Raw genomic sequence first — 20,337 nt, 5'->3', positions numbered from 1 at the left:
GTCCCTTATTGGCTTACTTATTCGTCACTGATCGTCAGCAGGGTGGCACCGTCCGCGACCTGGTCGCCTGCCTTCAGGCTCAGGCCGGTCACAACACCATCCCGTGGGGCGCTGATCGTTTGTTCCATTTTCATGGCTTCCATCACCAGAAGCGGCTGGCCGCGTTCGACCGACGCGCCGTCCTCAACCTTCACTTCAAGGATCTTGCCCGGCATGGGCGCCGTGATGGTGCCAGGGCCGTCAGTTTCGTCGTCCGCGCCGCCGTCGCGCGCGTGGCGCTTGACCGTCAGCGTGCGGTCATCGGTGACAATTGACACATGCGCGGCGTCAACCTCCACAAACAGCCGCTGCCTGAGGCTGTCCTGGCTGAAGGTCAGGATGCCGTCCACCAGATGCGGGCACTTGTAGGCAAAGGTGTCGTCACCCACGGTCACAGATACATTCTGGCGATCTTCCACTACATGGGCCGTGATGAACTCACCGTCGCCGCTGTCGAACCACAGCTTTTCGCTTGCGGGCAGGTTCAGGCGGAAATTGTCGCTCAGGGACCATGGGTCCGCGTCATGCGCCCGGACGTGCCGCGCGGCAATGATAGCAACGGCTGCCGTAGCATAGTCGGCTGCTTTGGTAACTGGTTTGGCCAGCAGGGTGTCTTCAAAGGCTTCGATAAAGCCGGTGTGCACGTCGCCCGCACGGAAGTCTTCGTGCTTCAGGGCGCGCAACAGGAAATCGCGGTTGGTGGTCAGGCCCGTCACCGGTGTCTCAGCCACCAGATTGATCAGCGCGTCAATTGCTTGCTCGCGGTCCTCGCCCCAGGCGATCAGTTTGCCGATCATTGGGTCATAATGGATCGAAACCTCGTCGCCCGCCTGCACGCCCGCATCAATGCGGCCTGTGGGGCCTGTGTCGGCAAATGGGTCGAACATGCCAATGCGGCCTACGGCTGGTGCGAAATTATTGAACGGGTCTTCGGCATAAAGGCGCACTTCAACAGCGTGGCCGTCAGCCAGCGCTTCAATCTCGTCCTGGCTCAGTGGCAGTGGCTTGCCCTCGGCGATACGGATTTGCCATTCCACCAGGTCCTGACCGGTGATCATTTCCGTCACCGGATGCTCCACCTGCAGGCGTGTGTTCATTTCCATGAAATAGAAAGGCGCGCTCTCAAGCCCGTTTGCGACATCCACGATGAATTCAACGGTGCCAGCGCCCTGGTAGCCAATGGCTTCGGCAGCCTTAACGCCAGCTTCACCCATGGCGCGGCGCATCTCAAGGCTCATGCCGGGGGCAGGGGCCTCTTCAACCACTTTCTGGTGGCGGCGCTGCAAGCTACAGTCGCGCTCCAGCAAATGCACGGCATGGCCGTCGCTGTCGCCAAACACCTGCACTTCAATGTGGCGCGGCTTCTGGATGTATTTTTCGATCAAGAGTTCCGGGTTGCCGAAGCTGTTCTTGCCTTCGCGCGCGGCGGCTTCAATGGCGGCTGGCAGCTCCTTGGCGTCAAACACCTTGCGCATGCCCTTGCCGCCACCACCAGCCACGGCCTTGATCAGCACGGGATAACCTATTTTCTCGGCTTCCGCCGTCAGCGTCGCGACCGACTGGTCTTCGCCGTGATAGCCCGGCACTACGGGCACGCCCGCTTCTTCCATCAGCTGCTTGGCTGCACCCTTGAGCGCCATGGCGCGCATGGACGCCGCCGATGGGCCAACAAAGATGATACCGTTTTTGGCGCAGGCTTCTGCGAATTCAGGGTTTTCCGATAGGAAACCGTATCCGGGGTGCACTGCGTCCGCGCCTGTGCGCTTGCAGGCGTCGATGATCTTGTCACCGACCAGATAGCTCTCGCTTGCCGCTGCATGTCCAATGAATACGGCTTCGTCCGCCATTTTCACATGCAGGGCATGGGCGTCAGCAGCAGAATAAACGGCAACCGTCTTGATGCCCATCTGGCGGCAAGTGGCCATCACGCGGCAGGCAATCTCGCCCCGGTTGGCAATCAGAAGCTTCTTGATGCGGCTGCTCATGCGTCGATGCTCCATTCCGGTTTGCGTTTCTCAAGGAACGCCGACAGGCCTTCCTTGCCCTCAACGCTGGCACGGCGCTTGGCGATGCGCTCGGCTGTATTGGTCCGCAGCTCTTCGGTGATCGGCTTGTTCTTGACCACAGATACCAGCGCTTTGGCGTCGCGCTGGGCGCCCGGCGCCCCGGCCAGGATGTTCTTGAGGAAGATGTGGGCCTTACTGAAGGCCTCCTGCAGCGACGGCGCGGTTTCATGCACCAGGCCGATCCGCAGGGCTTCCGCCGCGTCAAAACGCTCAGCTGTCAGGAAATAGCGTCGTGCCTGGCGCTCACCAATCGCGGCCACTACATAAGGCGAGATAGTCGCGGGCGTCAGTCCAAGCCGCACTTCCGAGAGCGAAAACTTGGCGTCGTCCACAGCAATGGCGATATCGCAACAGGACACAAGCCCCACGCCGCCGCCAAAGGTGGCGCCGTTCACGATCGCGATGGTGGGCTTGGGGCAGCCATTGATTGTCGACAGCATTTCCGAAAGCGCGATAGCGTCCCGTTTGTTCTGCTCGTCGGTGTATTCGGCTGCGGCCTTCATCCAGTTGAGGTCGGCGCCCGCGGAAAAGCTCTTGCCTGCGCCGGTCAGCACGATGGCCCGCACGTCGGTGTTTTCGCCCAAGGTCTTGAAGGCGTTCTTGAGTTCCCAGATGAGGTCGTCATTGAAGGCATTATGCACATCCGCGCGGTTCAGCGTCACAGTCGCCACGCCGCGGTCGTCAATGCTGCAAAGAAGGGGTTTTACATCACACATGGTTCGTCTTCCTTACATCCGGAACACGCCGAAGCGTGTTTCCTCGGCTGGGGCGTTCATGGAGGCGGACAGGGCAAGGCCGAGCACCCGGCGGGTATCAGCGGGGTCGATCACGCCGTCGTCCCACAGGCGCGCGCTGGCGTAATAGGGGTGGCCCTGTTCCTCATACATGTCGCGAATTGGCGCCTTGAAGGCTTCCTCGTCTTCCGTGGACCAGTCCTCGCCACGGGCTTCCATGCCGTCGCGTTTGACGGTGGCCAGTACGCCAGCGGCCTGTTCGCCGCCCATCACCGAGATGCGGGCGTTCGGCCACATCCACAGGAAACGCGGCTGGTAGGCCCGGCCACACATGCCGTAGTTGCCGGCGCCGAAGCTGCCGCCAATCAGGATGGTGAATTTGGGCACGTTGGCGCACGCGACTGCGGTTACCATCTTGGCGCCGTCACGGGCGATACCACCGTTTTCATATTTCTGGCCGACCATGAAGCCGGTGATGTTCTGGAGAAATACCAGCGGGATACCGCGCTGGGCGCAAAGTTCCACGAAATGCGCGCCCTTGAGCGCGCTTTCAGAGAACAGCACGCCGTTGTTGGCCACAATACCAACCGGGAAGCCATGGATATGGGCAAAGCCGCATACCAATGTTTCACCGTAAAGCTTCTTGAATTCATCAAATTCGCTGCCGTCGACAATGCGGGCGATAATCTCGCGCACGTCATAGGGATGGCGGCTGTCCTTGGGGATCACGCCGTAAATTTCGCGGGTGTCATAAAGCGGCGCGCGGGTTTCGCGCACTTTCACAGGAATGCGCTTCTCGCGGTTCAGGTTGGCGACAATACGGCGCGCAAGCCCAAGGGCGTGATAATCATCCTTCGCCAGGTGGTCCACAACGCCGGAGGTGCGGGCATGAACGTCACCGCCGCCCAGGTCTTCCGCTGACACCACTTCGCCGGTGGCAGCTTTCACGAGTGGTGGGCCGCCCAGGAAAATGGTGCCCTGGTTCTGGACGATGATGCTTTCGTCCGCCATGGCGGGCACGTAAGCGCCGCCTGCCGTGCAGCTGCCCATCACCACAGCGATCTGCGGGATGCCTTCTGCCGACATGGTCGCCTGGTTATAGAAGATGCGGCCGAAATGGTCGCGGTCGGGGAAGACTTCATCCTGGTTCGGCAGGTTGGCGCCGCCGCTGTCCACCAGATAGATGCACGGCAGCTTGTTCTCGCGCGCAATTTCCTGCGCCCGCAGGTGCTTCTTCACCGTGACAGGATAATAGGTGCCGCCTTTGACTGTCGCGTCATTGCATACGATCATGCACTCAGTGCCCTCAACGCGGCCAATGCCGGTGATCACGCCGCCGGCGGAAATGTCTGCGTCATACATGCCGTAGGCCGCCAGTTGCGACAGCTCAAGGAACGCTGTGCCGGGGTCGATAAGTGTGCTCACCCGGTCCCGGGGCAGCAGTTTACCGCGTGACAGGTGTTTCTCTCGTGCGCGCTCGGGGCCGCCCAAGGATACCTTGGCGATCTTGTTTTTAAGGTCATCTACCTGGGCCTGCATATGGGCCGCATTGGCTTCAAAATCAGCGCTCCCGGCCTGAATGCCAGAATGGATGATTGACATGTATGAGGTCTCCCGTCCGCACCCTTGTGAAATCCGGGTGTGCTTTGGTTACGCTTGGCAGTTTACGGCAGATCGTGCTATCGGTACAATCGAATGGAAAAATAGAAACCATAGATGGCGTCTATCATGGATTTATACCTTCTGAAGTATTTTCTGGCGGTCGTGGAAACGGGCAGCTTCACCCGGGCGGCTGACCGGGTTTTCGTAACCCAGCCAACGCTTTCCGCCGGGATCAAGAAGCTTGAGACCCAGCTTGGGCATACCCTGTTCGAGCGCTCCAACAGGCGGGTTTTCCTGACGGATGCCGGCACGCGTTTTCTGCCGCGCGCCAAGGCCATCCTGCATGAATGCAATATGGCGGTGCAAGTGCTGGAGGCCGACGTGGCGGCGCCAGTTTTGAAACTTGGCATTCTCACGACCCTGTCGAACCGGGCGATGGGGGAGATGCTGGCGGCGTTCAAGCGCGCCGAGCCACGGGCAACCATCGAGATTTTTGACGGCACGGAACAGGAGCTTTCCAACCGCCTGGATGACCGCAGCCTGGATTACGCGCTGTCGATCCACCGTGGGCAGGGGGCTGAGGCCGCACTGCCACTTTATGAGGAAGGCTACAGCTTCATCCTGGCGAAGGACCATACGCTTTCTGGGCGCACACGTGTGACTGCGGCGGACCTAGGCGAGGAATATATGATTGTGCGCAGCCGGTGCGAGGTTCTGTCTGAGACCAGCCGCTATTTCACCGACCAGAATATTCGCCCGCGACTGGTGTATCGCACGCCAAATGACAGCCGCGCTATCGCCATGGTGGCCGCGGGATTGGGTGGCACCGTGGTCCCCACCAGTCTGGTGGATGACCGGGTGGCTGCCGTCCAGCTGCAGGGGTTCGATTATCGGCGCAAAATTGCACTTTTCCGGCCGGGGTACCAGCTGCCTGCGGGGGTGGCTGAAGTGGGTGAACGGTTCGAGGTGCATGTTCAGGATTATCTGCAGGCTTAAGCGGCGGAGTACACACAACTTCCGTTTATCGCATCGGCTGAACAGCCTGACGCAATTTTGAATGAAACCGATTAATTTAGAGTCACAAAGTCTCGCAAAATTGATGCTATAGTGTCGCTATCTGTTTGAAGAACTTTACAAAAGCGTTGATTGTATAAACTGGTTTATGGGTTCGTTCGTATGGAATTCCGAACGGCTGCAGCAAGTGTGAGGCATTTATGAATTCGGGTCGATTGGTATTGGGTGCGATCTTTTTGGCGCTGGCAGGAACGGCTGCCTGGCTGTTGATGGCCGATGGTGCCGCAACAGAGCGGGGCCGGGGCCCACGCGCCGTCAGCGTTGTCACGACCCCAGCGACCCAGCGCACTTTCACCGATATTGTAGAAGCTCTGGGCACAGCGAATGCCCGTGAATCTGTCACGCTGACCTCGCGGGTGTCAGACACCGTGCGCGAAGTGCATTTTAGTGACGGCGATATCGTCAAGGCCGGCCAGGTACTCGTGGTTCTTGAGGATATCGAAGAAAAAGCCCAGTTGCAGGAAGCGGAAGCAAACCTGCGGGAAGCCGAACGATCTTTCCGGCGCATCGAGAATCTGGTCAAGCAAGGCAATGCCTCGTCCGCTGCGCTGGATACTGAGCGCCGCCGTCTGGACGAAGCCCGCTTCCGCGTTGATGCCTCCGCCGCCCGTTTGGCCGACCAGCGCATCAAGGCGCCGTTTGACGGCCTTCTGGGCCTGCGGCAGATCAGCGAGGGTACGCTGATCACTCCCAACACCCCGATCACCACCATTGACGCAATCGATACCATCAAGCTGGATTTCTCCGTGCCTGAGCGTTTCATCGCCACGCTGAAACCCGGGCAGGATGTTGAGGCCAAGGTTTCCGCATACCCGGACCGCCTGTTCAAGGGCGTGGTGACAACCATCGATAGCCGGGTTGATCCTGTGACTCGGTCGGTCATTGTTCGCGCTGAAATTCCCAATGAAGACCATGCGTTACGCCCCGGTCTTCTGATGCGGGTTGAAGTGATAAACCGGTCCTGGCAGGCGATTGGTGTGCCAGAAGAGTCTGTCGTCCCCACTGGCGGCAAAACCTTTGTGTTCGTGGTGAAGGACGGGGAAGCCGAGCGCCGTGAGGTTACGCTTGGCTTGCGCCGTCCAGGCTATGTCGAGGTTACACGCGGCCTTGAAGCAGGTGAGCGCGTCGTGACAGAAGGCACCATGCGCCTTGGCCGCATGGGCATGAAAGTGATCGATATGGCAGCTGACAAGGCCGCTGGAGACGCGTCATGATCCTGACAGATGTTTCGGTCAAGCGACCGGTTTTTGCCACCGTTGTCAGCCTGCTCCTGATCGCGTTTGGCGTGATCAGCTTCCAGCAGCTGTCGGTTCGTGAACTGCCGGACGTAGACCCGCCGGTGGTGGGCATTCGCACCAACTATCCGGGGGCGAACGCAGCTGTTGTGGAAACCCGCGTTACCCAGATTATCGAAAGCGCCATTGCAGGCGTGCCGGGCATCAAGACGATTGAAAGCACGTCGAGCGACGGCCGGTCGAGCATTACCATTGAGTTCATGCTGAACCGGGAGATCGACGCCGCCGCCAACGATGTGCGCGACCGGGTCAGCCGCGTGCTGAATAACCTGCCCGAAGAAGTAGAGCCGCCTGAGGTTTCGAAGGCCGACAGCGATACCCGCCCGATCATGTGGTTCAGCCTCACGAGCCCGGTGATGGATATCCTGCAGCTGACGGACTATGCCGAGCGGAACATCGTTGACCGCCTTTCGGTGGTGGACGGCGTGGCGGGTGTGCGCATTGGCGGGCAGAAGCGCTATGCCATCCGCATTCACCTGGACAGACAGGCCATGGCCGCGCGCGGCGTTACCGTGCAGGACATTGAAGGCGTCATGCGGTCGGAAAATGTGGAGCTTCCAGCTGGCAAGATCCAATCCATCAACCGTGACACCATCGTGAGGTTGAACCGCGAATATGCGCGGCCCGAAGATTTCCAGACCATGGTGATCAAGGAGGGCACAGACGGCGGCTTCGTGCGCCTTGGCGACATTGCGCGTATTGAACTGGGCTCGGAACGCGATGAACGGACTTTCCGGGGGAACGGTATTCCGATCATTGGCTTGGGTGTGGTGAAGCAGTCCAAGGGCAATACGCTTGCCGTGGCGCAAGCCGCGAAAGCGGAAATGGAGCGCATCCGTGAAACCCTGCCGGAAAGTATGGAGCTTCTGCCGTCCTACGACAGTTCTGTCTTCATCGAGAAAGCCATTGATGAGGTCTATTTCACGCTGGCGGTCGCCATGGGACTTGTGGTGTTGGTGCTGTATCTGTTCCTTGGGAACATCAAGACCGTACTGGTGCCTGCTGTCACCGTGCCTGTGTGTATCATCGCCAGCTTCTGGGTTCTGAATATCGCCGGTGTGTCGATCAACCTGATCACGCTTCTGGGGCTTGTGATGGCCATTGGCCTGGTGGTGGATGACGCCATCGTGGTGCTTGAGAATATCTACCGCCGTGTGGAAGAGGGCGAACCGGGCCTTCTGGCCGCCTACCGCGGCGCGCGGCAAGTGTCCTTCGCCGTGATCGCGACCACCATGGTGCTCATTGGCGTGTTCGTGCCCATCATGTTCCTGACAGGGAACGTGGGCCGCCTGTTCGGCGAGCTGGCCATCACCATGACGGCGGCTGTTGCCTTCTCAAGCCTGGTGGCGCTGACCCTGTCACCCATGCTGTGCTCCAAGCTGGTGCGCCGGCGCAACAAGAAGCCGGCCTTTGCCAAGATGCTGGACCGCGCCTTCAAGCGGCTGCAGGAAGGCTACGGCAATATCCTCAAAATCTGTCTGGCCAATAAAGGCATTGTCACCCTGTGTTTCCTGACTTGCTTCGGCCTGATCGCGGGGCTGCAGCAGCGCATTCCAGCTGAACTGGCGCCGATTGAAGACCGCGGCGGCCTGTTCATGGTGGTACGCGGGCCTGAGGGCGCAAGCCATGAGTTCATGGAAGAGCAGGTTTACAAGATTGAGGAGCAGGTGCAGCCGCTTCTGGACAGCGGTGAGCTGGTGCGTATCCTGCTGCGTGTTGACGGCGGCGGCGGTTGGGGTTTCCTGATCCTGAGCCCGTGGGATGAGCGTGAGCGCAGCTCTACTGAAATCCTCAACGAAATCCGCCCGAAACTGATCATGAATGTCCCCGGCGCCATGGCGATCCCGATTGAGACCTCTGGCCTGACCCGCCGGGGTGGGGGCGAAGCCTTCGAATTTGTCATCGGCGGCGACACCTATGACGACCTGGGGCGCTTCAAGCAGATCATGCTGGAAGAACTGCAGAATTATCCCGGTATTGTGGGCCTGGATGCCGACTACCGCGAGACCCAGCCCCAGTTCAAGGTGCGGATCGACCGGGCGCGGGCAGCCGACATGGGCGTCTCCATCCAGGCCATTGGCCGGACGCTCGAGACCATGATGGGCGGCAGGCGTGTAACCACCTTTGTGCAGGACGGCGAAGAATATGACGTGATCCTGCAGGCCGAGGAGGCAGACCGCCGCCAGCCGCTGGATATGGAAAATATTCATGTGGCGTCAGGCCGCACCGGCGAGCTGATCCCGCTTTCGAACCTGGTGAATGTGGAGGAAGTCTCTGGCGCGGGAAGCCTGCGCCGCTTCAACCGCGTGCGGGCACTGACTCTGTCGGGCAGCCTGGGCGAGGGCTTCACGTTGGGCGAGGTGCTGGAGCATGTGGAAGGCGTGGTGCGCGAGCAGATCCCGGACGTGACCAAGATCGACTATAAAGGCGCCACCCGCGAGTATAAGGAAGCGGGCAGCGATATCTATTTCATCTTCGTGCTGGCGCTGGTCGTGGTGTTCCTGATCCTGGCGGCCCAGTTTGAAAGCTTCATCCACCCGTTCGTGATCATGCTCACTGTGCCGCTTGCGGTGCTTGGGGGGCTGTTGGGGCTCTATCTGGCGGGCAGTACGCTCAATATCTATAGCCAGCTTGGTTTGATCATGCTGATCGGCCTTGCAGCCAAGAACGGCATTCTGATCGTTGAGTTCGCCAACCAGCTTCGGGACGAGGGCGAAAGTGTGCGCGAGGCCATCCTGGACGCGTCCAAAACCCGCTTGCGGCCGATCATGATGACGGGCCTCTCTACCGCCATGGGGGCAGTGCCGCTGATGATGGCAGCGGGCGCAGGCGCCAACAGCCGTATCACCATTGGTGTGACGGTCTTTGGCGGCGTGATTGTGGCCACCTTCTTCACGCTCTTCATCATCCCGGTCTTCTATGACTTCTTCGCGCGCTTCACCAAGTCACCCGGCCATGTGGCAGCGCAACTCGAAGACTATGAAGACAAGGAAGCCAAGGGTATCCCGGCGGAGTAGCTGTGAGCCGTAAGATTTTAAAATGGCTAGCAAGGACAGTTGCCTTCTCGGTGGCTGTCCTTGTTGCATATTTGGGCCTGTTTTACCGCTGGGGACATCATGCTCAGATACAGTCCGGCCTCCTTGGTGAGGAAAGGGGTTTCCAAGTATATTTACCGGCGAGTTACGATGAAAAGGCAGGCAGTCACTACCCCGTGATCTATTCATTGGACGGTGAGAAAACCAGGCACGGCCAGCTGATGGCAGCAAATGCTCACATGCTCTCTGCTCTTGTCGGCACGCCAGAGGTTATTCTGGTCGCCATCTATACCCATGGCCACCGCACGCGTGATTTTGCGCCAAACAGAGGCGCTGAAGCCTTTACTGCATTTCTTGAGAGTGAACTCATGCCTCACATTGATGGCCGGTTTCGGACCTCAGGGCAGAATGTTATTTCCGGACATTCGTATGGTGGGCTATATGCCCTCTATGCTTTTGCGGAGCATCCAGGGCTCTTTGATGCACATTTCGCCTATGTTCCCTCAGTCTTCCATTATGAACCAATTCTGGACCAAGTGGGCCAGAGATTAAAGATGGAGACAGGTTCAAACACACACCTGTATCTCGTTAGTGGTGCTGAAAGTCAGGAGAAATTTTGGCGCGGCTTTGACGGGGTGATTGCCCGACTGACTGATAATCCCAATCCCGGCGTGTCGTGGAAAAGGGCGCATGCACCGCTGCCTCACCCTCTAAGTATGATACCGGGGCAAATTATGGCCCTCCGATACCTTGCTGCTGAGTCTTCCGACTAACCCGCAGCCTTCCTCTTCTGCATGAATTCCTTGAAGGGCAGGTCCTTGACCAACAGGTCGCGGATCAGGGCCTTCTGGCATTCGTGTGCCAGCTCCGTTGGTGACAGGTTCTTGTCCTTCAGGGCCACAAGCTGTTTGAAGACATAGCGGTGATGGTCCCGGTGTTCACCCGCGGCTCTGTAGCCATGCATCTCCATGATCCGCTCTTCTTTTTCAAAGTGATTCATCAGTTCGGCGAGGAACCAGTCAAGGATATGGCTGTCGTCCACTAGGGATTTGCCATCAGTTGCGATGAATTCATTGAGTGTTTTGAACAGATGTCGGTGGTCATCATCGATTTCGGCAATACCCGTTTCCCATGCATGGGGGAAGCTGCCTTCGTAGGACATACGTGTGTCTCCCGGCTAAAAAACCATTATATGGTGTATTTAATTCCCTTAAAAGGGAAATAAAATTAACTTTTGGTTAATAGTTTCAGTTGACACCTTCCCCGGCTCACCAATAAGTTGATCATCTTTTTAGGGGAGGAAACTAAAAAATGCCAAACACTCAAACCACAATCGAGACTGATGAACTGCCCGGCGGCGAGGCTGTCACGCTATGGGATGACGCCAGCACCTGGAACGATGGCAATCTCTGGCGCGACGGCTTCACCGGGGTAACGCCTGAAAGCTTCAATCTGGATGACTATGCCGGGTTTACCTTCAGGGACAAGCCAATCCTGGACCTGGACGGTGTCATCAACCAGATCGATTCGGGCAACAGCCAGCAGGTCAATGGTGGCACCATCACCTACACGTTCCTGGACGGCAATAACCTGACGGGCCTCTATAACAACCCACAGTATGGCTTCACCGCAGGCGAGGGGCTGACGCCCTTTACAGACGCCCAGCGCGATGCCGCCCGCGACAGCATTCAGCTTTGGGATGACTTGATCGACGCCACTTTCGTTGAAATGAACGGCCGCGGGGCAGACATCCAGTTTGCAAGCTCGGCTGACCCAGGGCAGGCCTATGCCTACTATCCTGAATATGATTTCACCAATGCCCAGGGCTGGAAGTTCTTCGGGGATGTCTTCGTTGCTGACCCCGAAATCAACTGGACCAACAACTGGCTCGGCTTCAATGGCTATGGGGCCACCACGCTGATCCATGAAATTGGCCATGCGGTTGGCCTCAGCCACCCAGGTGCATACAATGGCGCTGGCGCAACCACTTATGTGGACCAGGCTGAATATGCCCAGGACAGTGAGCAATATAGCATCATGTCATACTGGAGCCCGTCCGAGACCGGCGCTTCCGTCATCGATTGGAGCACGTTCCTGTTCGGTAACGCCCAGACGCCGATGTTGCATGACATCCTGACCATCCAGGCCAAATATGGCGCAGATGAAAACACCCGGGCGGACGACACCACATACGGCTTCAATTCAACCGCTGGCCGTGACGTGTTTGACTTTTCGCTCAACGAATACCCGAACCTGTCGATCTATGACGCAGGCGGGATTGACACGCTTGATATGTCCGGCTTTGGCGCCAGCGTGTTCATCGACCTGCATGACGGTGCTTTCAGCTCCGCCGCACAGGCAGTGCCGGATGCGGATGTGATCAACGCCAACCGCGCTGATCTGTCCGACATTGCAGGCTTCCCGCTGGGCGATATCGGCCAGGCTACTGTTGATGCTGTGGCCGCAGGTCGGATGAACCTGGCAAGTAACCAGATTGCGTCTGAAACAGGCGTGTCCGGCATTGAGGCAACGGCGCTCTTTAACATCAGCATTGCCTACGGCACGGTGATCGAGAATGCCGTTGGCGGGTCTGAGCGTGACCTGCTGTGGGGCAATGAGGTCGATAATATGCTGGACGGCGGCGCGGGCGACGATGTGCTGCGCGGCTTTGAAGGCGACGACCTTCTGTTCGGCGGCTCGGGCGCTGACACTTTCACCTTTGTGGACGGTGACGGTGACGACGTGATTGCAGACTTTGAAGACGGTGTTGACCTGATCGAGCTTTATACCGCAGGGCCGGTTTCGGTCGTGCAGGACGGTGACGATACAGTTATCACCTATGCCGACGGGTCGATCACGCTGCTGGACACGGATTACACCACAATCACGGCAGACGACTTCGCTTAAGCCAGTCGCTGATAACCAAATAAAAAGGCCGTCCCGTTTGGGGCGGCCTTTGCTTTTTCGAATGATACCGGCGGTTAGACGGTCTTGGCGTAGTCCACCTTGAAGTCGGCGTCTTCAAGCGCACGCACAAGCCTGAGCGCGTGTTCCTGGTCCTTGGCTTCGACCACCAGTTCCATCTCGGTCTGCTTCAGCGACAGGGCGCCGAACTCGCGCTGGTGGCGCATCTCGATGATATTGGTGCCCACGCGGGCCACGATGTCGGTGACTTTCGCCAGCGCACCGGGCTGGTCCATCATGGTGATCCGGAGGCGCGCCAGACGGCCGTCGCGGGCCATGCCGCGCATGATGGCATTGGCCAGCATGCGGCTGTCGATGTTGCCGCCCGACAGCACGATGCCGACCTTATGGCCCTTGAACAGTTCAGGGTGGGTCATGACGGCTGCAAGGCCAATGCCGCCTGCGCCTTCCACGACCACCTTTTCAATTTCCATGATGGTGATGATGGCGGCCTCGATGGCGCGTTCGGGCACCGTGACAATCTCGTCCACCAGCTTGCGCACCACATTCTGGGTGCGCTCGCCTGGCTGGTTCACGGCGATGCCTTCAGCGATGGAGATATTGTCGCCGGCCAACTGCGTGCCGTCCATCTTCTCTTTCATCGCCGGGAACGCTTCGGTCTGCACGCCGACGATGCGGATGTTGGGGCGTAGGTGCTTGGCAATGGTCGCCACGCCGGAAATCAGGCCGCCGCCACCGATGGGCACCACGAGGGTATCCAGGTCGGGCACATCCTGCAGTATCTCAAGGCCCACGGTGCCTTGGCCCGCCATGACATGCGGGTCATCGAACGGGTGGATGAAGGTGAGGTTTTCCTTGTCGGCGAGTTCGTAGGCCGCTTTGGTGGCTTCCTCGAAATCCTGGCCGGTCAGCACCACGCGTGCGCCCAGTTCCTCGGTGCGCTTCACCTTGTTGAACGGGGTGCCTTCCGGCATCACGATGGTGGCTGGAATGCCAAGCCGCCCGGCATGGTAGCTGATGCCCTGGGCATGGTTGCCGGCGGAGGCCGCAACAACGCCTTTGGTGCCTTCGGGCAGCGACAAGAGGCGGTTGAGCGCGCCGCGCTCCTTATAGGCAGCGGTGAACTGGAAAATCTCGAACTTCAGCCAGCATTCTGCGCCGGTAATTTCAGACAGCGTAACGGATTTTTCCATGGGCGTGCGTTTCACGGCACCCCGGATTGCTTCTTCTGCATCGTAAACATCTTGCGCGCTTATCGGCAATAATTGTTCACTCATGCGTCACTCCCTGAAATAAAAATACAAAAAGACACGGCCCGCAGCTTTGCCACAGACCGTTTCTGGTGTCCATAAAAAGGTCAAAAAAATTACAGGAAGCGCCCGACAAGCTCGTCGATGGCCTGTTTGCACTCTGGCTCCCGCATCAGCGGCACGTGGCCGATGCCCGGTACGGTAACAGGCACCAGGTCCGGGTGCTCGCGCGCCATGCGCTCCAGTGTCTCCGCCGACAGGATATCCGAGATGCCACCGCGCAGGACCACCATAGGGATGGAATGCAGCGCTTTGAAAAACGGCCACAAGTCTGGTGAGGACTGGCTTTCTTCCGAATTGAAGTTCTGGCTGATCGCCGGGTCGTACATCACGGCAAGTTTGCCGTCCACGTCCTCATAGAGGTTTTCGGTGTACCAGCGCCAGTCTTCTTCCGTGAAGGCGGGGTAGACGCCCGCGTTCGCGGTTTTCACGGCCTCCACGGCGGCTTCCCACGTTTCAGGCGGCGTCCCTTTGCCGACATAGCTTTTGATGCGTTCGATGCCCTTTGGGTCGATCTCCGGCCCGATATCATTGATCACGGCCGCCTGCAGCTTGCCCGGGTGCATGGCCTGGATCATGATGGTCATCAGGCCGCCCAGGGATGTGCCGATGGCGATCACCTTATCCACGCCCAGGTGCGCCAGCAGCGCCATCATGTCAGCCACATAGGTTACAGGCAGGTAGCGGCTGGGGTTCGGGTCCCAGTCAGACTGGCCGCGCCCGCGTTGTTCCACACAGATCACCCGGCATCGGTCGGACAGATGCTCGGCGATGGCTTCGAAGTCACGGCCGTTCCGCGTCAGGCCCGGCATGCACAGCACAACTGGGGCGTTGTCGCCGGCTTGGTTATAGTCGCGGTAATGCTGCTTCAGGCCGTCCGGGTTGGTGAAATATTCATCTGTATAGTCAGCCATAATTCTTGTCCCCATAGATGTCGCGCAGGTCCCGCTTCAATATCTTGCCGTTGGCGTTGCGGGGCAGGGCGTTCCTGAACACCGCGCCGACAATCCGCTGCTGTTTGCCCAACCTTTCGTTGGCCCAGGCTGTGACCTCAGCGGCATCAAGCGTGATGCCCGCTTCCGGCACGACGACCGCGAGCGGTGTCTCGCCCCAGGTTTCACTGGGTACGCCGATGACGGCAACATCGTTGATATCCGGGTGTGTGATCAATACAGCCTCTATATCCTGCGGGTAGATGTTTTGCCCGCCCGAGAGGATCATGTCCTTCTTGCGGTCCACGATATAGAGATAGCCTTCTTCGTCCAGCTGTCCAACATCGCCGGTGCGGAACCAGCCTCGGCCGGTCTCGTCGGTCCAGGTGGCCTCTGCAGTGGCGTCGGGGCGCTTCAGGTACATGGGCATCATGGTGCGGCCCACGCCGACAATTTCGCCTGACTGGCCCGGGGGCACTTCGCGGTCGTCATCGCCGATAATCTTGATGTCCGTCCCCAGAAGCGGTTTGCCCACCGATGACATGCGGCCATCGGCCTCTTCGGGGTCCAGCGTGGTGATCAGGCCTTCCGTCAGGCCAAACAGTTCAATCACCGCCTTGGGACCAAGGCGCTTGAACAGCGCTGCTTTCAGGTCCGCGTGCAGCGGCGAACCACAGCTCATCACCGCCTCGATGGAGGAGAGGTCGTATTTTTCCTGGCCTTTGACTTCCAACAGGCGCTGATACTGGATCGGTACCATGGCAAAGTTGGTGATTTTCTCGGCCTCAATGGTCTTCAGAGCCGCTTCAGCGTCGAATTTCTCATGAATAAACATGGTGCCGCCAGAAAGGAGCGTACACAGCATGCCCACCCAACTGATGTTGGAATAAAGCCCGATGGTGAAAAGCGTTCGCGCGCCGCCGTGGTAGCGAAGCGCCACCGTCAGGTCATAGGCCCAGTCGCGGCGGCCCTGGTGGTCATGCAGGATGCCCTTGGGCATGCCGGTGGTGCCAGAGCTGTAGATCACATTTAAGGGGTCATCGCCGGAAATTTCGACGGACGGGGTTGCTGTATCGCCGCCATCGCGGAAACTTTCATAATTTTCGCCAACCACTAGCACCAGCGTGCCGGGATGGGCTTCAAGATAGGGCTGCAGCCGATCTTTCTGGTCCTTTGTCGCCACAAGGGCCGCAACGCCCGCGTCCTCCAGCATGGCCATCAGGGCTTCGTCGCTGACGGACAGGTTGATGGGGACCGAGCAGGCACCAGATTTCATCACGCCCACGATGGTTTCAACCATGGCTGTGCCGTTCGACATCACAATGCCCACCATGGCGCCGCGGCTGATATCAGCCTTGATCAGAACATTAGCCAGTTGGTTGGTACGCCGATCAAACGCGGCCCAGGAGATCTTTTCCGTGCCGCACACGAGGGCGGGCTTGTTCCGTTTCCATTTGCCGTGCAGCGACAGGATTTCGGGCAATAGCGGGGCATGTGTATCAAATGCAGCCATTTGACAATCCTATGGTCTTAGCGGGGTTGCCTGGGAGTTAGGGGTGCCGGGGGACGGAAGGGACCCCCGGCATCTGGATACTGGCGATCTAGAAACGCACCTCGAACGTCGCGGTGACGGTCAGAGGAGGGCCGTAGAACGTCGTGATGTTGTTCTCGAGCCCCAGCGTCGGGAAGTTGTAGCCAGCAGTTTTATACTGGGTGTCGAACAGGTTCTTGCCGTGCACACCGAAGCGATATTTTTCGCTTTCCGATGTCCAGACCACGCTTGCGTTCGCAATGTCGTAGGCATCCTGGTCAATTTCAGGCACCGGCGTTTCGAACTGCACGATCGAGCTTTTGTGCGACCAGTTGGCGTTGATGCTCAGGGTGCCGCTTGAAAGCTCTGTCGTGTAGGTCAGGCCTACGAAGGACATGAACTCAGGCGTGTTCTGGACTTCACGCTGATCGGCGACATTCTCACCGTTCAGGATCCATTCCTTGATCTCGGCGTCCAGGAGGTTCAGGGACGCCTGCAGCGTCAGGTTTTCCGTCAACAGGAAGTTGCCTTCAACCTCGATGCCTTTGATCTCCGCTTTACCGGCGTTTGTCACTGTGCCGACGAAGCCGTCATTGGTGCCGTCACCGTCTGTGTCGATTGGCAGAGAGCCAGGGATTTGCATGTCTTTATAGTCGGAATAGAAGACCGCGATATTGGTCCGCGCACGCCCATCCAGCCAGGTGGATTTCAGGCCGACTTCAAAGCTGTCCAGCGTTTCCGGGGCAAAGCCGTCTTCAACTTCAGGCGACGTGATGTTGGCGCCGCGCGGGTCGAAGCTGCCGGCCTTGAAGCCCCGGCTGAAACCCGCATAGACAAGGGCGTCTTCGCTGAGCTTATAGTCCAGCGCAATGCGCGGTGAGAAGTCCTTGAAGGTGCGTTCCGCTTCAAAGTCGCTCGATACCGCGAGCTGGATGGCGTCTTCATTGCCAAAGAAAGGCGAGTTGCCGTTCAGGTAAGTGGCGCGGAAAACATCAGCAGAGCGCTTGTCGTTAGTATAGCGGCCACCAAGCGATAGCGACAGGGCCTCTGTGAAATCGTAGGTGACATCTGCGAACAGGGACCAGGCTTTGGTGTCAACCGTACCGCCCGTGTAGGCTGTCAGCTCTGACCCGAAGGCGACCCGGCCCAATTGGCCCAGAACGACGTCAAAGTCGTTCGCGGCAGACGCGTCCAGATAATAGAAACCGAATACGCCAGAAAGCTTGTCGCTGGTGTACAGCAGTTGGAATTCCTGGCTGAACTGCTCATTGTCATAAATGACCGGCGCATCGAAATCGTCAACGGCGAGGCTGTCGAAGTCGATCACGGATTCGGTATAGTCTTCACGGTAAGCGGTGACGGATTTGAACGTCACGCTGTTGCTTGCGGTCCACTCGATCGAGCCCTGGATGCCTTTCGATGTCACTTCATTGTTGCCGCCGATGGCAGCTGTTGAAGCGTTTTGGGTGGCACCGGCATAGGTGTCATAGACACTGTCGGTTACCGGGGTGCCGCTGAATGCGCCAGGGTAGGGGCGGTAGCCCGCAACGGCGTTTGAATCGTCATTGGTATAGTCTGCCGCCACACGGATAAAGAGTGCGTCATTTGGCAGGAATTCAACGCTGGCGCGGGCGGCCAGGATTTGCTTGTTGTAGTTGTCTTCACCTGTTGTCAGGTTTTCACCGAAACCGTCACGGTTGAGGGACGCCACGGTGGCACCCACGCGGACGGTATCGCTGACTGGCACCGACCCTTTAGCCACCACATCCATCTGGTCATAGGTGCCATAAGAGAATTTCAGGCCAAACTCAGGCTCGTCGCTCAGTCTCTTGGTGACATATTTGATGGCGCCGCCCACGGCATTCCGGCCATAGAGCGTGCCCTGTGGGCCGCGTAGGATCTCAATGCGCTCGATATCATAGATGTCCAGTAGCGCGCCTTGGGGCCGGGCGATATAGACGTCATCCAGGTAAAGCGCAACGCCTTGCTCGAAGCCCGCGAGCGGATCCTGTTGGCCGACGCCGCGAATAAAGGCGGTAAGCGTGGAGTTTGTGGCGCGCGATGGCTCCAGCGTCACGCTTGGCGCGACTTGTGCGATATCGGTGATATCCGCTGCACCGCGAAGCGCCAATTCATCGGCGGAAAAAGCCGTTACCGCAATTGGCACATCCTGCAGGCTTTCCGTGCGGCGACGTGCTGTAACCTGAATTTCCTCAAGCGCAAAGCCGCTAACGGCATCGTCCTGGGCAACAGTCGGCGCTGTGGCGGCCAGGCTGCCCAAACAGACGCTGGTCAACAAAGATACTCGTGTGGCGTTAAATCGTCTCATGGTTTCCCCTCCCAAGGAATGTAGATGAATTTTTCGACCTTCGACCTCATAAAAACTCAACATTTGTTGAATTGTCAATCAAAATTTCAACAGTCATTGAAAAATGAAAAAATAGAGATTTACGAATGACTGCAGCCTGGGCTACAAAAGAAGGGGTAATGAGGAGGGGGATGCATTGGCTAAAACCAAAGAGAACCGGCGGGTTAAGCGTAAAGACCGAATTCTTGATGCAGCTGAGGCGCTCTTTGCCAAGCATGGCTTCGACGGTGTGTCCATGCGCATGGTCGCTGTGAAGGCGGAGGTAGACTTGGCGCTCGCCAGTTACCATTTCGGCAACAAACGCGGCCTTTTTGATGCGATTCTGCTCAGGCGGGCCGGGGTTTTGAACCAGACCCGACTGGAAGCCTTGGAGAAATGCCAGCAGGAAGCAGGAGAAGCTGGCCCGACGGTTGAGGCCATCATCGATGCCTACCTGAAGCCGCTTCTGGCGTTCGGATATGAAGAAGACGAAGGCTGGCGGCATTATTTTGAATTGGTGGCCCAGGTCAACAACTCGCCGGAATGGGGTGGCCAGCTGATGACCAAATATTTTGACCCACTGGCCCGTAGGTTCATGGATGCACTAAAGAAAGCACTGCCGGATTCTGAGCCGCAAAATCTATACTGGGCCTATCATTTCCTTTCAGGCGCCTTGACGCTTACCTTCGCCAACACAGGCCGGATCGATAAACTTTCGGACGGCATCGCGCGGTCCAAGGACATGGTGGGGGCCTATGAACGCATGGTGCCCTTTATCACAGCCGGCTTCATGCAGATCTGCACCAAGAAATAAACAGACATGTGATTTGAGCCTGACCCTTTATCTTGCTAGGCGCGAGAGAGGACAGGTTCGACAGGGAGAAAACGATGAAACAGGCCTTAGTGGGCGCAGCCCTCTTGTGCACCGGCATGCTATGCGCGATGCCGGTGATTGCGGACGATGCCGAATTCACCAAGGGGCCTCTCATCACGGAATATGGCCCAGTGGTGGCTGTGCCTGGTGCCACGGCCCTGTCAGCCGACAGCCAGTTCCAAGTGGCCTTTGACGTGGTCGATAAAGGCGAGCAGGGTAAGGTCAGCCGCCGGCTGGAGAGCGCCGCACGTTTCCTGAATATGCATGTGGCGGCGGGCGCAGACCCCAGGAATATCAAGCTGGCTGTGGTGATCCACGGTAAGGCTGTTTTTGATGTCACGAACGACGAGAAATATGGCGGCCCGAACGCCAATGCAGACCTCATTAAAACCTTGATGGCACATGGCGTGACATTCCACGTTTGTGGTCAGTCTGCAGCCTATCAGGGCGTGAAGACGGAAGACCTTCTGCCGGGTGTCGAGATGGCACTGTCGGCGATGACAGCTCATGCGCTTCTGCAGCAACAGGGCTATACACTTAATCCATAATGGGCAACTTACTGTGCCGACTGCA

Annotated in this window: 15 protein-coding genes; 7 read left to right on the top strand and 8 right to left on the bottom strand. The window is 58.3% G+C overall.

What is annotated here, in order from left to right:
* Positions 1 to 17 precede the first annotated feature (17 nt).
* Genes KORLAC_RS11595 through KORLAC_RS11585 form a run of 3 tightly spaced genes read right to left on the bottom strand, consistent with a single transcriptional unit; the run spans position 18 to position 4,441 of the window.
* A complete protein-coding gene (locus KORLAC_RS11595; RefSeq protein ID WP_068306710.1) occupies positions 18 to 2,024 on the bottom strand; it encodes an acetyl/propionyl/methylcrotonyl-CoA carboxylase subunit alpha in 2,007 nt (668 codons plus the stop codon).
* Positions 2,021 to 2,821 carry an enoyl-CoA hydratase/isomerase family protein gene (locus KORLAC_RS11590; RefSeq protein WP_068306708.1) on the bottom strand — a complete coding sequence of 267 codons (801 nt, stop codon included), beginning with the start codon at positions 2,819 to 2,821 and terminating at the stop codon, positions 2,021 to 2,023. The genes KORLAC_RS11595 and KORLAC_RS11590 overlap by 4 nt, the downstream gene beginning before the upstream one ends.
* 12 nt (positions 2,822 to 2,833) lie before the next feature.
* Positions 2,834 to 4,441 carry a carboxyl transferase domain-containing protein gene (locus KORLAC_RS11585; protein WP_068306706.1) on the bottom strand — a complete coding sequence of 536 codons (1,608 nt, stop codon included), beginning with the start codon at positions 4,439 to 4,441 and terminating at the stop codon, positions 2,834 to 2,836.
* A 126-nt stretch (positions 4,442 to 4,567) separates the two neighbouring features.
* On the opposite strand from KORLAC_RS11585, the gene KORLAC_RS11580 reads away from it, so the two are divergent.
* From KORLAC_RS11580 to KORLAC_RS11565, 4 genes are all read left to right on the top strand, one after another.
* Positions 4,568 to 5,437: a LysR family transcriptional regulator gene (locus KORLAC_RS11580; protein ID WP_068307130.1), complete on the top strand. Its 870-nt coding sequence runs from the start codon at positions 4,568 to 4,570 to the stop codon at positions 5,435 to 5,437.
* 218 nt (positions 5,438 to 5,655) lie between these two features.
* Positions 5,656 to 6,729: an efflux RND transporter periplasmic adaptor subunit gene (locus KORLAC_RS11575; protein ID WP_068306704.1), complete on the top strand. Its 1,074-nt coding sequence runs from the start codon at positions 5,656 to 5,658 to the stop codon at positions 6,727 to 6,729.
* A complete protein-coding gene (locus tag KORLAC_RS11570; RefSeq protein ID WP_068306702.1) occupies positions 6,726 to 9,827 on the top strand; it encodes an efflux RND transporter permease subunit in 3,102 nt (1,033 codons plus the stop codon). The genes KORLAC_RS11575 and KORLAC_RS11570 overlap by 4 nt, the downstream gene beginning before the upstream one ends.
* Before the next feature lie 2 nt (positions 9,828 to 9,829).
* A complete protein-coding gene (locus KORLAC_RS11565; protein WP_068306697.1) occupies positions 9,830 to 10,618 on the top strand; it encodes an alpha/beta hydrolase in 789 nt (262 codons plus the stop codon).
* Here the strand turns inward: KORLAC_RS11565 and KORLAC_RS11560 are convergent.
* On the bottom strand, positions 10,615 to 11,007 hold the full coding sequence (locus KORLAC_RS11560; protein WP_068306695.1) for a bacteriohemerythrin: 393 nt from the start codon (positions 11,005 to 11,007) through the stop codon (positions 10,615 to 10,617). The genes KORLAC_RS11565 and KORLAC_RS11560 overlap by 4 nt on opposite strands.
* A gap of 149 nt (positions 11,008 to 11,156) precedes the next feature.
* Between KORLAC_RS11560 and KORLAC_RS19180 the strand changes: the two genes are divergently transcribed.
* Entirely contained in the window at positions 11,157 to 12,752 is a 1,596-nt protein-coding gene (locus KORLAC_RS19180) for a M10 family metallopeptidase C-terminal domain-containing protein (protein ID WP_068306694.1), read from the top strand.
* Between the two features lie 74 nt (positions 12,753 to 12,826).
* Here the strand turns inward: KORLAC_RS19180 and KORLAC_RS11550 are convergent, their stop codons facing one another.
* From KORLAC_RS11550 to KORLAC_RS11535, 4 genes are all read right to left on the bottom strand, one after another.
* Positions 12,827 to 14,047, bottom strand: coding sequence for a threonine ammonia-lyase (locus tag KORLAC_RS11550; protein WP_068306693.1), 1,221 nt, complete (start codon positions 14,045 to 14,047; stop codon positions 12,827 to 12,829).
* An 89-nt stretch (positions 14,048 to 14,136) separates the two neighbouring features.
* Positions 14,137 to 14,994: an alpha/beta fold hydrolase gene (locus tag KORLAC_RS11545; RefSeq protein ID WP_068306692.1), complete on the bottom strand. Its 858-nt coding sequence runs from the start codon at positions 14,992 to 14,994 to the stop codon at positions 14,137 to 14,139.
* Entirely contained in the window at positions 14,987 to 16,525 is a 1,539-nt protein-coding gene (locus KORLAC_RS11540; RefSeq protein ID WP_068306688.1) for a class I adenylate-forming enzyme family protein, read from the bottom strand. The genes KORLAC_RS11545 and KORLAC_RS11540 overlap by 8 nt, the downstream gene beginning before the upstream one ends.
* 88 nt (positions 16,526 to 16,613) lie before the next feature.
* Positions 16,614 to 18,872, bottom strand: a complete 2,259-nt coding sequence (locus tag KORLAC_RS11535; RefSeq protein ID WP_074519467.1) for a TonB-dependent receptor — start codon at positions 18,870 to 18,872, stop codon at positions 16,614 to 16,616.
* A gap of 175 nt (positions 18,873 to 19,047) precedes the next feature.
* On the opposite strand from KORLAC_RS11535, the gene KORLAC_RS11530 reads away from it, so the two are divergent.
* The gene (locus KORLAC_RS11530; protein WP_068306686.1) at positions 19,048 to 19,704 is read left to right on the top strand and encodes a TetR/AcrR family transcriptional regulator; all 657 of its coding nucleotides are present in this window, start codon (positions 19,048 to 19,050) and stop codon (positions 19,702 to 19,704) included.
* 74 nt (positions 19,705 to 19,778) lie between these two features.
* On the top strand, positions 19,779 to 20,312 hold the full coding sequence (locus tag KORLAC_RS11525; RefSeq protein ID WP_082714636.1) for a DsrE family protein: 534 nt from the start codon (positions 19,779 to 19,781) through the stop codon (positions 20,310 to 20,312).
* Positions 20,313 to 20,337 lie beyond the last annotated feature (25 nt).

The organism is Kordiimonas lacus (assembly GCF_001550055.1).
Classification (GTDB): Bacteria; Pseudomonadota; Alphaproteobacteria; order Sphingomonadales; family Kordiimonadaceae; genus Kordiimonas; species Kordiimonas lacus.
Note: the sequence above shows the minus strand (reverse complement) of the source record. Positions and strands in the feature narration are given on the sequence as shown.